The sequence below is a fragment of the Bordetella genomosp. 8 genome, from assembly GCF_002119685.1.
In the GTDB taxonomy this organism is placed as follows: domain Bacteria; phylum Pseudomonadota; class Gammaproteobacteria; order Burkholderiales; family Burkholderiaceae_B; genus Bordetella_C.
Window position 1 is genome coordinate 786,421 of the sequence record NZ_CP021108.1, and the last position, 14,047, is coordinate 800,467.

A 14,047-nucleotide genomic window follows, 5' to 3' on the forward strand; every position below is an offset into this window, starting at 1 on the left:
AGCCCCGCTTCAGCGCGGCTTACCGAACCCGCCCGCGGCCCACTCCGAGGCGCGTTGAACGCTGAGCTTGTAGGTCGGCGCCACGTTGATCTGGGCCAATTGCTCGCCGAGTTCGTCGTAGGCGCTCAACACCGCATACGGTTCGTCCTCGTCGGGCACGATATCCAGCTTGACGGTCAGGCGGCCGCCTTCAACGTCTATTTTCACGCTCTTGTGCAGGGTGGCGTGCAATTGCTGTTCGTGCCGGCGCAGGACTTCATTGGCGGTCTTGACGAGCGTGAAGAAGGCGGGCGCATCGAGGGGCTTCGGATTCTTCTTGTCGCGGCCCATCGTCCAAGGGCCGACCAGGGCCGGTTCCGCTTCGCCGTCCTTGGTCATTTCCACGGCCCAGCCGTCATCGTCTTCGTTCTTGATGACCCGGGCGGTCCAGCCGTCATCGCACCAGAGCCTGGCCTCCTGCGTCTTGCGGTCTTCGGGTGTGTCTGCGTCGTCCGCGGAAATGTCGTTCACTGCCTGGTTACTCCTGCATCGTTGCCCCGTACGGGGCGCGGCCGCAAAGTATACGCATACCCGGATACGCCAGCCGCGTCCGATCAGCCGACCGTGACCACGATCTTCCCGACCTGCTCGTTCGATTCCAGGAAACGCGTGGCCTCCTGGATCTGATCGAATGGGAAGGTCCGCGAGATCAGCGGCGACAGCGTGCCGGATTCCAGTCCCGCGTTGATGAACGCCTTCGCCTGCGCCAGCAATTCGTCGTGCGTGATGACCTCGATGTAGAGGTAGCCCTTGAAGGTCAGGCACTTGCCCAGCAGCGCGAACTGGGGGAAGGCGCCGGCGTCGGGGCTCAGGGCGCCGTATTCCAGCAGCATGCCGCCGAAGGCCATGCATTCCGCCAGCTGGGCGATGGCCGGTCCGCCGATGGGATCGAACACCAGGCGCGCGCCCTTGCCATTGGTGATCGCCATGACCCTGGCCGCCAGATCCTCCTCGGCGGTCGCGATCACGTGGTGCGCGCCGGCCTCTTTGAGCGATTGCGCCTTCCCACTGCCGCGGGTGGTCGCGATCACCGTCGCGCCGACGCTGCGGGCGATCTGTATCGCGGCGATACCGACACTGCTGGACGCGGCCGAGACGATCACGAAATCGTCGGCCCGCAGCCGTCCCTGCGCAATCAAGGCGCCCCAGGCCGTCACATACTGCATCCAAGACGCAGCGGCCTGCGCGAAGCTCAGCCGTGCCGGGTGCTTGACCACATACCTGGCGGGCACGTTGATCAGCTCCCCGTAAGTCGGCCAACGCGCCATGTCGGGGGTGGGAATCACGCTGACGGCATCTCCCTCTGCAAAGCCGGCCACGTCGTCGCCCATCGTCCGCACCACGCCCGCGGCCTCGTAACCCAGCTGGGACGGGAACGCGGCTTCCTGCAGGTAGCGGCCGGTGCGGAACATCACCTCGGCGCGATTCAGGCCGATCGCCTTGACGGCGATCTGCACCTCATCCGCGGCGGGCGCGCGGACATCGATGTCTTCGATGCGCAGCACACTCGCATCTCCGTATTCGTGAAAGCGGACAACTCGGGTCATGGACGTCTCCGTTGATATGAGGCCTCTACTCGCGCAAGCATAATCCGCGCCGGCCATTTCCCGTGAAGATCTCCGTTCCGCCCGACATGACGAAAGCCCGGGCGACGTCGCCCGGCGCCGGCTAGGTCATCAGCTTGACCAGGGCCGGCACGGTCAGCACCGCCGTGTAGTAGCCCATGAACTGCACGCCGGTGTTGAACGCGAAGAAGCGCGACAGCAGCCCGCCGATCAGCCCCATGGTCAGGATGACCAGCAGTCCCAGCAACTGTCCTTCCCACACGCTGATCACCACGATCAGGCCGACGAAGGTGGCGATGATGGCTTCGTGGCTGACCTTGCGCGACACGAACAGCGCGGCGCGGCGTGCGTAGTTCATCGCGAAGGGATAGGAAACCAGGGAGGCAATGATCACCGCCAGCATGCCGTAGCCCAGGAACTCCCAGTGGTTCAACAGGTTGTGCAGGTTGTGGGTCTGCCCCGTGGCGCTGTCCACCGTAAACCTCGGCGGCGCGTTGAACAAGGGCGCCGCGGGGCCGGCGGCGACCGGGCTCAAGGGCAAGCCGAAGGCGATGAGCGGGATCAGGGCTTCGGCGATATAGGTGGCTTCCGTCACGCCGTTGCGGGCGCTGAGCACCGTCGTCAGCCGGTGATACGCATGGCGGATACGCGCGCCGACCATCTCGCCCATCACCACCGTCATCGCCACGGGGCTGAAGACGAAGGTCGCGCTGGAGACGGCCGCGGTGGCCAGCGTCCAACGCGTCTGCGTACGGTCCAGCACCTTCAGCGGATTGGGGAAATAGCCCGACCAGCCCTTCACGTCGGGCGCCAGCGTGAGCGTATGGACCTTGTCGCGCGCCATCCGCTTGCGGCCCTGCGGCGACATGACGGCGAACAGGTCCGCGATCAGCGGGCCGATGGCGATGCCCAGGAAGTAGCTGACGCTCAGCTTGACGCCATAGCGGGCCGTCAGGCTCTGCAACGCGACGATGACCACGACGAAAGGAATCAACAGCGCGACCGCGGCCCAGCGCCCCGCGGAAAAATAGGCGATCAGCACCGCGGCCGCCAGGAATATCCAGGGCGCCGAGCGCGTGATCGCCGGCCCGAACGGCGCCAGCAGCACGGCGAACAGGACGGCCAGCGGCACGGCGACGAAGGCGGCGATGATGGCGCCGGAAATCATCTTGCGCAGGGCGATGTGCGGCACGCCCAGCTTGCGCAGCATGTTGGCGTCCTGCAGCAGCGGCGTCGCCAGCGTGTCGCCGGGGATGCCCAGCAGGGCGGTGGGCACCGCATGGGTCATGTGCTTCGCGACCGCGCCCGCCAGGAAGAAGGTGAAGACGCCGGCTGGCGGCACGCCCAGCAAGGCCACCAGCAGCGTCAGCGGCGCGATGGTGGTGGTTTCGTCGGTGCCCGAGATCAGGCCGATGGCGGCGAAGACGGCCGCGCCGACCAGGCCCATCGCGGCCGCAACCAGGATCTGGTTCAACAATACGGGATCGCTCATGCCAGCGCCTCCTTGGTCCTGGGCAAGCGCGCATCGCGCGGCTCGGGCTGTCCGTCGAACAGTTCCAGCAGGCCCAGCTCGCGCAGCTCCCGCAGCGCGGCCGGCGGCAGGTCGGCCAGCGTACCCAGTCCGCCCGGCTCGCCGGCCAGCTCGGCCAACACTTCCGCGCGCCAGGCCGGATCGGCCAGCGACGTGTCCTCGACCACCTCGCGCTTGGGCGGGAACAGGCGTGCGCAGACGACGCCGGCGATCACGCTGCCTGCCAGGCCCGCGAGCATGGCGTAGGCATGCGCGAGTTCCGCCGATGCCGCGATCCCGCCCAACCAGCGGCCGGCGGCGATGAAGGCGGCGACACTGATGACGACGCCGATGCCGATGGACCATGCCAGGTGGCGCAGGTCGACGGTGTCGCTCCAGACTTCCGCGAGCTGCCATGCGGATGCGCGATCCGGCACGGCGCGTTGCCCATGAGGGCTGATGTCGATGCTCATTGTGGTCTCCTCCTGATGGCGGCGTCCGCCGCCGTTATTGTCCCTGCGCTATGCGCTCGAGCCCGGTTCGCGCAAGGCCTTCAGCAGGGCGATGGCGCGATCGGTGCGTACGTCTTTTTCGGCGGCCATGCGTTTCGCGATGGCGTCCACTTCGGCGCCTGTCGCGCCGGCCGTCAACGCAATATTGCGGGCATGCAGCGCCATGTGCCCGCGCTGTATGCCTTCGGTCGCCAGGGCGCGCAAGGCGCCCAGGTTCTGCGCCAGGCCGACGGCCACCGCGATCTCGGCCAGTTCCTGCGCCGAGCGCACGCCCAGGATCTTCAAGGCCACCCGCGCCAGCGGATGGGTCTTGGTCGCGCCGCCCACCAGCCCTAGGGCCATGGGCATTTCGATGGATCCCACCAGCGCGCCCGAGGTGTCCTTTTCCCAGGCGGTCAGCGAGGTATAGCGGCCCGTCCGCGCGGCGTAGGCATGCGCGCCGGCTTCGATCGCGCGCCAGTCGTTGCCGGTGGCGACGACGACCGGATCGATGCCGTTCATGATGCCCTTGTTGTGCGTGGCCGCGCGGTAGGGATCGACCGCGGCGAAAGCCCAGGCGTCGAGGATGCCTTCGATGATTTCCTCGCCGCCGCGTTCGCGCGTGGCCAGCACGGCGGGCGTCAGTCTGACGCGGGCGCGCGCGAGCCGCAAGTCCGCCAGGTTGGACAGGATGCGCAGGCGCACCGATCCGCCGGTGATTTCTTCCACCACGGGGGCGACCGCTTCGGCCATGGTGTTGACCGTGTTCGCTCCCATGGCGTCGCGCACGTCGACGATCAGATGCACCACCGCCATCGGGCCGCGCGGCGTGTCGGGGAAGATATGTACCTCGATGTCGCGGCAGCCGCCGCCCAGCTCCACCAGCAGCTTGTCGCGGCTGTTGGCCAGCGCCAGGATGCGTTCTTTTTCCCGCAGCAGCGACAGGCGCGCGCCCTGGGGATCGGTCAGGCCCAGGATCTGTATCTGCGCGCGCATCACGGGCGCGCTGCTGGAGGTTTCGAAGCCGCCGCATTCGCGCGCCAGCTTGGCCATATAGGATGCCGCCGCGACCACGGAAGGCTCTTCCACCACCATGGGTACGAGCACGTCCTTGCCGTTCACCTGGAAATTCGCGGCGACGCCCATCGGCAGTTCGAACGTGCCGATGACGTTCTCGATCATGCCGTCGGCGCGGTCCAGCGCCAATGCGCCGGGGCGGGCCAGGGCCAGCCTTTCTTCGTCGCTCAGCCCGACGGCGCCGACGATGGCTTCCAGTCTTTCGGAAGGGGACAGGGCGCGGAAATTGGAAAGGCGCGAATCGACCACGATGAAATGCTCCGTTTGGGAATCAACGCGTCGATGCTAGGTAAACTGTACCGCTGTTGACAGGTACAGTTTGGGCAAACAGTACCATCGCACTGCACCAATTTTTGCGGATGCCCAAGGATCGTGGCCATGGACGACAGCAGGAAAGCGACGGCGCGGCGCGCGCCGCGCGAAGCACGCGAACCACGCGACACACGCGTCGGACGCGGCGCCCCGATCGCCGAGGGCCTGGCCCGATTGATCGGGCAGCAGATCGCCAATGGCGTATACCGCGCCGGCGACAAGCTGCCGTCGCTGCGCGAAGTGGCCCAGCTGCACCGCTACGCCAAGAACACCGTCGTGGTCGCGTTCGAGATACTGGTGGCGCAGGGCCTGGTGGAACCGCGGCGGGGTTCGGGCTTCTACGTCGCGGACCGCCACTACGTGCGCAAGCCCGCGGAAGAGGAAGCCGGGCAGTTGAGCCGGGCCATGGACATCGTGTGGCTGATGCGCGAACAGCTCAAGACCCAGCCCGACGCGGTGGCCGTCGGTGACGGCTTTCCGCCGGTGGAATGGCTGGCCGACATGCGCATGGATCGTTATCACCAGAAGGTCGTGCGTACCGGCCTGGGCAGCCTGTTCCGCTATGGCAGCCGCTTCGGCTACGCGCCGTTGCGCGAAAGCCTGGTGCGCAAGCTCGGCGACATCGGCGTGCATGCCTCCACGTCCCAGCTTGTGCTCACGCATGGCGCCAACGAGGCCATGGACCTGCTGATTCGCTATTTCGTGCCGCCGGGCGCCGCCGTGCTGGTGGACGATCCCGGCTATTACCCGCTGTTCGGCAAGCTGAAGCTGGCGGGCGCGCGCATGCTGGGCGTTCCCCGCCTGCCGGACGGGCCCGACGTCGCGGTGCTGGAACGCCTGCTGGCGCGCGACAAGCCGCGGCTGTTCTTCACGCAGTCGGTGGCACATAATCCCACGGGGTCGGATATTTCCGCGGCGAAGGCCTATCGTGTGCTGCAGCTGTGCCAGGCCCATGGCGTGACGATCGTTGAGAACGACCCGCTGGCGGATTTCAAGCCTACGTCGGCGGTGCGCCTGGCGGCGCTGGACCAGCTGGCGGGCACCATCCATATCGGCAGCTTTTCGAAGTCGTTCTCGGCGGCGCTACGCGTCGGCTTCATCGCCTGCGACGCCGCGCTGGCAAGCGATCTGGCGGACCTCAAGGCCCTGGTGCACGTAAGCAGCTCGGAATACTGCGAACGCATGGTCGACGTCATGCTGCGCGAGGGCCACTATGAACGGCATCTGTTCCGCCTGCGCCGCCGCCTGGAGGCCGCCACCGCGCGGGCGCTGGAAGTGCTGGACGAACTGGGCGCGGAGGTCTTTGCGCGACCGGCGAGTTCGCTTTATCTCTGGCCGGCCTTCCCGGGCATCGACGATACGGTGGCTTTGGCCCGCGAGCTGATGCCGGAAAAAATCCTGCTCGCACCGGGGCGGGTGTTCAGCGTCGACGCGGAGCAGCTGTCTCGATGGTCCAGATGCAATGTCGGTGCGCTGGTTGATGAGCGGTTCCGTACGGCCATGCGCGCCCGACTGCGCTGACCTTCACGGTGGACCTGGATCGATCAGAATTCTTCCAGGAACCGCATGCGGAACCGCCGCCCCTTGATATTGCTGTTCGAGACCTTGGCGTAGGCCTGCTTGGCGATCTGGCGGTTCAAGGCCACATAGGCATTGAACTCGGTAATGTTGATCTTGCCGACCTGTTCGAATGCCAGGCCGCCATCGCCGGTCAAGGCGCCCACCAGGTCTCCCGGACGCAGCTTGTCCTTCTTGCCGCCCTGTATGCACAGGGTCACCATGGGGGCCCGCAATGGGCGATCGGATTTTGCCCGCAGCGATTTCAGGTCGCCCCATTTCAGCGGAGCGCCCTGGTATTCCTCTATGAGGTTGGCCCAGCGCATTTCCTCGGGCGAGCACAGGCTGAGCGCCAGGCCCTTCTGGTCGCCGCGGCCGCTGCGGCCGATACGGTGGATGTGGACTTCCGTGTCCTTGGTCACGTCCACATTGATGACCGCGCCCAGGTTCTGGATGTCCAGCCCGCGGGCGGCGACGTCGGTCGCCACCAGCACGGCGCAGCTCTGGTTGGCGAACTGGATCAGGATCTCGTCGCGCTCGCGCTGTTCCAGGTCGCCGTTGAGCGCCTGCGCGCTGATGCCCGCCGATTGCAGGCGTTCCACCAGGTCGTGGCTGCGGACCTTGGTATTGCAGAACGCCAGCGTGGAGACCGGTCGGAAGTGGTTCAACAGCGTGACCACCGCGTCCAGGCGTTCCCTGTCGTCGATCTCATAGAAAACCTGTTCGATGTGGCTTGCGTCATGCTGCGTCTCCACCTTGATTTCGACCTGGTTGCGCAGGAAGCGGGCGCTGAGCTTGCGGATGTTGTCCGGGTAGGTGGCGGAAAACAGCAGGGTCTGCCGTTTGGCCGGACAATGCGCGGCAATGGCGACGATGTCGTCATAAAAGCCCATGTCCACCATGCGGTCCGCTTCGTCGAGCACCAAGGTCCGCAGGCCGGACAGGTCCAGGCTGCCGCGTTCGAGATGGTCCTTGATCCGGCCGGGCGTACCCACGACCAGATGCGTGCCGCCGGCCAGCGATTCCGCCTGGGGCCGCGCGGCGGCGCCGCCGCACAGCGTCAAGACCTTCACATTCGGAATCAACCGGGCCAGCCGGCGCAGTTCCTGGGCCACCTGGTCCGCCAGTTCTCGGGTCGGGCAGACGACCAGCGCCTGTGGGACCAGGCGCGCGACGTCCAGGTGCTGCAGCAGGCCCAGGCCGAACGCGGCGGTCTTGCCGCTGCCGGTCTTGGCCTGGGCGATCAGGTCGCGGCCTTCCAGGATGATGGGCAGGCTTTGCGCCTGGATAGGCGTCATCTGCGTGTAGCCCAGGCCTTGCAGATTTTCCAGCAGGGCGGGCTGCATGGGCAGCGATGAAAAAGCGTGATCGTTCATGGACTATCCCTGTTGGCTCAAGGCCCGTTCTATGCGATTGCGCTGCACCGTCGTGCGGGGCACCTTGTAAGGAAACCAGGCGCGCACGTCCTCCTCCAGGCCGATGCCGTGCATGTAGTTGTAGATGGCCTTCTTCAGGCCCCTGCCCAGGCTGTCGTGATCCACGCCCGTCGGGTCGTCGAACCCGACATCGTTCCTGGCGAAGGACGTTGGCGGCAAAGGCCGCAAGGTCACGCCGTATTCCTCGGGGTGCTTGCCGACCGGCGAATGCACGGTGCACGCGAAACGGTGGAAGAACCCGCTCTGGATGCAGCCGTTTTCGAACAGTTGCCGCACATATTCCAGCGCATCGACCGTGTCCTGCACGGTCTGCGTGGGAAAGCCGTACATCAGGTAGGCATGCACCAGGATGCCCGCATCGGTGAAGGCGCGCGTTACCCGCGCCACCTGGTCGATGGATACGCCTTTCTTCATCAGCTTCAGCAGGCGGTCGGATGCGACCTCAAGCCCGCCCGAAACCGCTATGCAGCCGCTGTCGGCCAATAGCTCGCACAGGTCCGGCGTGAAGGTCTTTTCGAAACGGATATTGCCCCACCATGAAATACCGGTGTCGCGGGCGATGAGTTCCGTGGCGAGTGCCTTCAGCGATTTGGGCGGCGCGGCTTCGTCGACGAAATGGAAGCCGGTTTGCGAGGTCTCGCGCACGATGGCTTCGATACGGTCCGCCAGCACGGTGGCGGATGCGCCCTCGTAGCGGTCGATATAGTCCAGGCTGATGTCGCAGAAGCTGCACTTCTTCCAATAACAGCCATGCGCCACCGTCAGCTTGTTCCAGCGCCCGTCGCTCCACAGCCGGTGCATGGGATTCAGCATGTCCAGCAGCGACAGGTAACGATCCAGCGGCAGCCCGTCCCAGGTCGGCGTGCCGACTTCCGCGAAGGCGACATCGGGCTCGACCATGTTCACGTAGCGGACCGCCGCCGTCTCGGCATCGCGCAGGAAGGTGCGCACCAGGCGTTGGCGCGAACGCTTGCCCTGCACGTGCTCCAGCAAGGCGAGCAGGGGGCGTTCGCCGGCATCCAGCGTGACATAGTCGAAATAATCGAATACGCGTGGATCCTTCAGCTCGCGCAGCTCGGTATTGACGAAGCCGCCGCCCAGCACCGTGACGATGCCGGGATCCCGCGCCTTGATGGTCTGCGCGATGCGGAAAGCCGCGTAGACGGCGCCGGGGAAGGGCACCGAGAGCAGCACCATGGTCGGCGCATGGCGCGCCAGCGCGTCCAGCGTCAGGTCGCGCAGCGTATCGTCCACCAGGTTGGCGGGCGCCGCCAGCGCCTCCGCCAGAGGATCGAAAGTAGGCTGGCTGCCCGCCAGCGATTCCGCGTAGCGCACGAATTCGAAACGTTCGTCGACGGCGTCGCGTATGACGTCGGCCAGATCGTTCAGGTACAGGGTGGCCAGGTGCTTTGCGCGGTCCTGCAGGCCCAGGGCGCCGAACGCCCAGCCCAGGGGATCGCCGCCTTCCTCATCCACATAGACATCCAGGGAGTCGAAGCGCGGTCCTTCGGGCAGGTAGTGGCGGCCGACGATGCGATGCGCCAGCGTCGAGTCCCGGCCTTGCAGGAAGGCGATCGCCGGGCCTATGGTCGCCAGATAGCGCGGCTGCTGCGCGACGAAGGCCTGGACCGACGCGCTGTGGGCGTGCGCCGGCAGGGCGTCGACCCGCGCCGCCACGGCACGCAGGCCCGCGGGCGACAGCAGGCGCAGCACGAGCGCCAGCGCCAGGTCCTCCTGGAACGACGGCACGCCGCGCGATCGCAGGAAGCCGGTCAGGTAGGCGGTGGATGGGTAGGGCGTATTCAGCTGCGTCATCGGCGGGATGACGGACAGCACGCGCAAGGGCAGGGCGGACATGAAGCGCGGCAGGGCGGCCGAAGAAATGGGCGGTATGTATCATAAGCCACGATGGCGCGCGGGCGCCGCACGAGCCGGAGAGCATGTATGGATTACCTGTTATCGCTGACTCAGGACCCTGCCGCCTGGATAGCCCTGGCGACCTTGATCGCGATGGAAGTCGTGCTGGGCATCGACAACCTGATCTTCATTTCCATCCTGACCAACAAGCTGCCGGCATCGCAGCAGGCGCACGGCCGGCGTATCGGTATCGGCCTGGCGCTGGTCCTGCGCCTGGCCTTGCTGGGCACGGTCGCCTTCATCGTCCAGTTGACCCAGCCGCTGTTCGAGATATTCGGACGCGGGATTTCCTGGCGCGACCTCATCCTGATCGCCGGCGGCCTGTTCCTGGTCTGGAAGGCAACTAAGGAAATCCATCACCACGTCGATCCGGATCCCGATGGCGACATGTTCGAAGGCAAGACCGCCACGATAGGCTTCGCCGCGGCCATCGGCCAGATCCTGTTGCTGGATCTGGTGTTCTCCATCGACAGCATCATCACGGTGGTGGGGATGACCGAGCACATTCCCATCATGTTCATCGCGGTCATCGTGGCCGTCCTGGTCATGCTGCTTGCCGCCGATCCGCTGGCGCGCTTCATCCAGCGCAATCCCACCGTCGTCATGCTGGCCCTGGGTTTCCTGCTGATGATAGGCATGACGCTGATCGCCGAAGGCTTCGGCGCACACGTGCCCAAGGGCTATATCTACGCCGCCATGGCATTCTCCGCCCTGATCGAGGGCCTGAACCTGATGGCGCGCCGGGCCAAGGCGCGGCGCGGCCCGCAAGGCTGAATGGCGGCCGGCGGCGGTTCGGACTCAGCCGGGCTTGCGGAACTTGAGCACGAACTGATCGGTATGGCCGCGTACCGCCGGCGCGAACACCGGGACGTCATGCGGGTCCTGCGGATTGCGCAGGATGCTGCTCTCGGCCACGAGCTGGAAGCCCGCCGCCAATGCCTGCTGCTTGACGGTTTCCGGGTCGATGCGATGCAGGGTGTGCGCGCTCTGGCCGCTGGTACCCGCATTGGCCACGTGATCGGTGACGATGAACACGCCGCCCGGCTTCAAGGCCCGGTAGACCGCGGCGTCGAGTTGCGCCGCGGCCGCCGGGCCGGCGAAGCCGTAGACATCGTGATAGTTTTCGGAAGTCCAAGCGACGTCCAGCGGTTCCGGTAGCGCCAACGTGGCCAGCGGCTGGCTGGCCACGGTCACGTTGGCATAGGCGGCGGTCGGGATGGCCTGCGCCGTGGCCAGGGACTTGGGCGCGATTGCCAGGAATTCCTGCGGCACGACGGCGTAGACATGGCCGCCGGGGCCGACGGCCTTGCTGAACAGGCGGGTGAAGTAGCCGCCGCCCGGCATCAGGTCGGCCACGCGGTCGCCCGGCTTGATGCCGGCGAACGCCAGCAACTCACCGGGTTTGCGGGCGGCATCGCGCTGCACGTCGGCGGCGGGGCGATCGGACGACGCCAGTGCGGCATCGATGGCGGCACGCGGTTGCTGGCGAGGCGGCTGGGCGCACGATGCCAGCGCCAGGCTGGCCGCGGCGAGCATTACAACGACGGGTTTCACGGTTCAGGCTCCAGTCAGTGGTCCCACGTGCGCCGCGGTGCGACAGGGGGATGCGGCGCGTTGCCGCCAGACCTTAATGCCTTGCGCCGATTGCCGCAACCGTCGCCGCCTGGATCGCCGCGGTGCGGGATGCCCGGCGCCGCGGGCCGCCGGCAGCGGCACGGCCCGCAGCGGTTAAGCTAGGCCGTGGCGGCGTTCGCGGCCAAGGCCAGGACCATCGTCGCCACGTCCATTCCAATAAGGAGACTAGTCGATGAGATTCACTCTGTTGGTGGCTGCCTGCGCCATGGCGACGATGATGGCGGTGACGCCCGCCGCGGCGGACTATCCCGAAAGGCCGGTGACGCTCATCGTTCCCTATCCGGCGGGAGGAACGACGGACATCGCCGCCCGCGCCGTGGCGCAGGCGATGGCGCCTTTCCTTGGCCAGCCGCTGGTCGTGGATAACCGCGCCGGCGCGGGCGGAAACATCGGCATGGCCGTGGTCAAGCGCGCGCAGCCGGACGGCTACACGATAGGGATGGGCACCATAGGCACGCAGGCCATCAACGAGTTCATCTACAAGGACATGGCCTACGACCCGGCCCAGGACTTCACGCCCTTGGCGCTGGTGTTCACGACGCCCAATGTGATCATGGTGCGCGCGGATTCCGGCATGAAAACGATGCAGGACCTGGTCGCTTACGCCAAGGGTAGCCGAGGCAAGCCGCTGACCTACGGTTCACCCGGGGTCGGCTCTTCCGTGCACCTGACGGGCGCCTACCTGGAGCAGATCGCCGGCATCGAGATGCTGCACGTCCCCTTTCGTGGTGTTGCCGCATCGATGCCCGCCCTGATCGGCGGGCAGATCGACGTGCTGCTGGATAACCTGCCCAGCGCGTTGGGACAGTTGAAGGATGGCACGCGGGTGCGGGCCCTGGCGGTCACCAGCGCGGAGCGCTCGCCATCGCTGCCTGACGTGCCGACGGTGTCGGATAGCGGCATCGGCAAGATGGACGTCACGGCATGGTTCGCGCTCTATGCGCCGGCGGGAATACCCGGCGCCGTTCGGGACAGGCTCATCACCGCCGCCCAGCAGGCGCTGCAGACCGACGCGGTGAAGGAGCAATTCCGTTCCGTGGGTGCGGTCCCGGGGCGGCTGGCGGGCCGGGACCTGGCGAACTTCGAGGACCAGGAGCGTCACCGCTGGGGTGAACTGGTCAAGGCGCGAGAGATCAACGCCAACTAGCCGCAATAGCCGGGGTCGGGACCGCGCGCAATCGCCGGGTGCAACAGCCGTGTTCAATCGCCGGGATCAATAACCGAACTTGCGGGCGGCATCCAGCGCCAGTCCGGCGCCGATGCTGCCGAACAGGTCGCCTTCCACGCTACGCGCTTCCGGCAGCAGCGCGGCGATGCGCTCGCGCAGGCAGGAGACGCGGCTCGAACCGCCGGTGAAGAACACGGTGTCGATCGCCGCGCTGCCCACCGTCGCATCGCGCAACAGCGCGGCGACGGTATCTTCGATGCGGGCGATCAGCGGCGCCGTCGCGTGGTCCAGTTCGGGTCGTGTGACGTCCAGCATGCGGCCCGGTGCGATGCGGTCCAGGCTGGCTCGCGCCAGCGGCGCATCGGACAACTCGATCTTGGTTTTTTCCACCTGCAGGGACAGCCAATGGCCAGCGCGCTCCTTGACGAGCTTGAGCAGCAGCTCGACCTTGTCGCGCTCCGCGGCATTGGCGCGGATGTATGAAAGCGTCTCCTGGGCCTTGTTGGTATAGGCGAAGTTGATCGTGTGCCAGGAAGCAAGATTGGAGTACTGCGTTGAAGGCACGTCCTTGCCGTTGCGCAGCTTGCTGCCCAAGCCCAGCAGCGGCATGAAGGCGGCCAGGTTCAGGTGCCGGTCGAAATCGCCGCCGCCGATGTGCACGCCGCCATGGGCCAGGATGTCCTGCTTGCGGTCGGCCTGGCCGGCGCGCTTCGGTCCCAGCCGGATCAGGGAAAAGTCGGACGTGCCGCCGCCGATGTCGACCACCAGCACCAGTTCTTCGCGGCCGATCTGCGACTCGTAGTCGAAGGCGGCGGCGAGTGGTTCATATTGGAAGGCGATGTGTTCGAAACCCACGGCGGCGGCGATTTCGCCCAATGTGTCCTGGGCGCTTTGGTCCGCCGCTTCGTCGCCATCGACGAAAAAGGCCGGGCGGCCCATCACCACCGACGTGAACGCGCGACCGGCGGCCTGCTCGGCGCGCGCCTTCAATTGCGCGATGAAGTGGGTCAGCAGCACGCGGAAGGGGACGCCACGGCCACGGATCTCCGTATGGCCGTCGATCAGGGAGCTGCCCAGCAGGTTCTTCATGGCGCGCATCAGGCGGCCTTCATAGCCGGCCAGATAGTCTTCCAGCGCGGCGCGGCCATAGCTGATGGTGCTGTCTTCTTCATGGAAGAAGATGGCGGACGGCATGGTCGGTTGGCCGTCTTCCAGCGGCAGCAGGGGCGATGCGCCCGGCCGGTGCCAGCCTACCGCGGAATTGGAAGTGCCGAAGTCGATGCCGCAGGCGACGGCGGGAGTGGAACGAGTCATGAAATGCGCGCGCCCCGCGTTGGCGG

At 66.5% G+C, this 14,047-nt stretch carries 11 protein-coding genes and 1 pseudogene; 3 read left to right on the forward strand and 9 right to left on the reverse strand.

The window, feature by feature from the left end:
* Positions 1-9: 9 nt before the first annotated feature.
* The 5 genes and pseudogenes from CAL12_RS03545 to CAL12_RS03565 all read right to left on the reverse strand — a co-directional run.
* The gene (locus tag CAL12_RS03545) at positions 10-501 is read right to left on the reverse strand and encodes a hypothetical protein (protein ID WP_086067656.1); all 492 of its coding nucleotides are present in this window, start codon (positions 499-501) and stop codon (positions 10-12) included.
* 92 nt (positions 502-593) lie between these two features.
* Positions 594-1,586: a zinc-dependent alcohol dehydrogenase family protein gene (locus CAL12_RS03550; RefSeq protein WP_086063221.1), complete on the reverse strand. Its 993-nt coding sequence runs from the start codon at positions 1,584-1,586 to the stop codon at positions 594-596.
* Between the two features lie 121 nt (positions 1,587-1,707).
* Entirely contained in the window at positions 1,708-3,096 is a 1,389-nt protein-coding gene (locus tag CAL12_RS03555; protein WP_086063222.1) for a tripartite tricarboxylate transporter permease, read from the reverse strand.
* Positions 3,093-3,587: a hypothetical protein gene (locus CAL12_RS03560; protein WP_086063223.1), complete on the reverse strand. Its 495-nt coding sequence runs from the start codon at positions 3,585-3,587 to the stop codon at positions 3,093-3,095. The genes CAL12_RS03555 and CAL12_RS03560 overlap by 4 nt, the downstream gene beginning before the upstream one ends.
* Positions 3,588-3,635: 48 nt before the next feature.
* A pseudogene (locus tag CAL12_RS03565) lies at positions 3,636-4,946 on the reverse strand (hydroxymethylglutaryl-CoA reductase, degradative); the annotation flags it as partial.
* Positions 4,947-5,060: 114 nt separating this feature from the next.
* Here CAL12_RS03565 and CAL12_RS03570 point away from each other — a divergent pair.
* Positions 5,061-6,515 (forward strand): aminotransferase-like domain-containing protein, encoded by a 1,455-nt coding sequence (locus CAL12_RS03570; RefSeq protein WP_086063225.1) that lies wholly within the window; start codon positions 5,061-5,063, stop codon positions 6,513-6,515.
* 23 nt (positions 6,516-6,538) lie between these two features.
* Here CAL12_RS03570 and dbpA read toward each other — a convergent pair whose 3' ends face one another.
* On the reverse strand, positions 6,539-7,927 hold the full coding sequence (gene dbpA, locus CAL12_RS03575; RefSeq protein ID WP_086063226.1) for an ATP-dependent RNA helicase DbpA: 1,389 nt from the start codon (positions 7,925-7,927) through the stop codon (positions 6,539-6,541).
* 3 nt (positions 7,928-7,930) lie between these two features.
* The gene (locus tag CAL12_RS03580) at positions 7,931-9,844 is read right to left on the reverse strand and encodes a B12-binding domain-containing radical SAM protein (protein ID WP_198298368.1); all 1,914 of its coding nucleotides are present in this window, start codon (positions 9,842-9,844) and stop codon (positions 7,931-7,933) included.
* An 87-nt stretch (positions 9,845-9,931) separates the two neighbouring features.
* Between CAL12_RS03580 and CAL12_RS03585 the strand changes: the two genes are divergently transcribed.
* Complete coding sequence (locus CAL12_RS03585; protein ID WP_086063227.1) at positions 9,932-10,678, forward strand: TerC family protein; 747 nt, start codon at positions 9,932-9,934, stop codon at positions 10,676-10,678.
* A gap of 24 nt (positions 10,679-10,702) precedes the next feature.
* On the opposite strand, the gene CAL12_RS03590 is transcribed toward CAL12_RS03585, so the two are convergent.
* A complete protein-coding gene (locus CAL12_RS03590) occupies positions 10,703-11,458 on the reverse strand; it encodes a class I SAM-dependent methyltransferase (protein ID WP_198298369.1) in 756 nt (251 codons plus the stop codon).
* A 253-nt stretch (positions 11,459-11,711) separates the two neighbouring features.
* Here CAL12_RS03590 and CAL12_RS03595 point away from each other — a divergent pair, with 253 nt between their 5' ends.
* Positions 11,712-12,686 (forward strand): Bug family tripartite tricarboxylate transporter substrate binding protein, encoded by a 975-nt coding sequence (locus CAL12_RS03595; RefSeq protein ID WP_086063229.1) that lies wholly within the window; start codon positions 11,712-11,714, stop codon positions 12,684-12,686.
* A gap of 66 nt (positions 12,687-12,752) precedes the next feature.
* Here the strand turns inward: CAL12_RS03595 and CAL12_RS03600 are convergent, their stop codons facing one another.
* Complete coding sequence (locus CAL12_RS03600; RefSeq protein ID WP_086067658.1) at positions 12,753-14,021, reverse strand: Hsp70 family protein; 1,269 nt, start codon at positions 14,019-14,021, stop codon at positions 12,753-12,755.
* Positions 14,022-14,047: the final 26 nt, after the last annotated feature.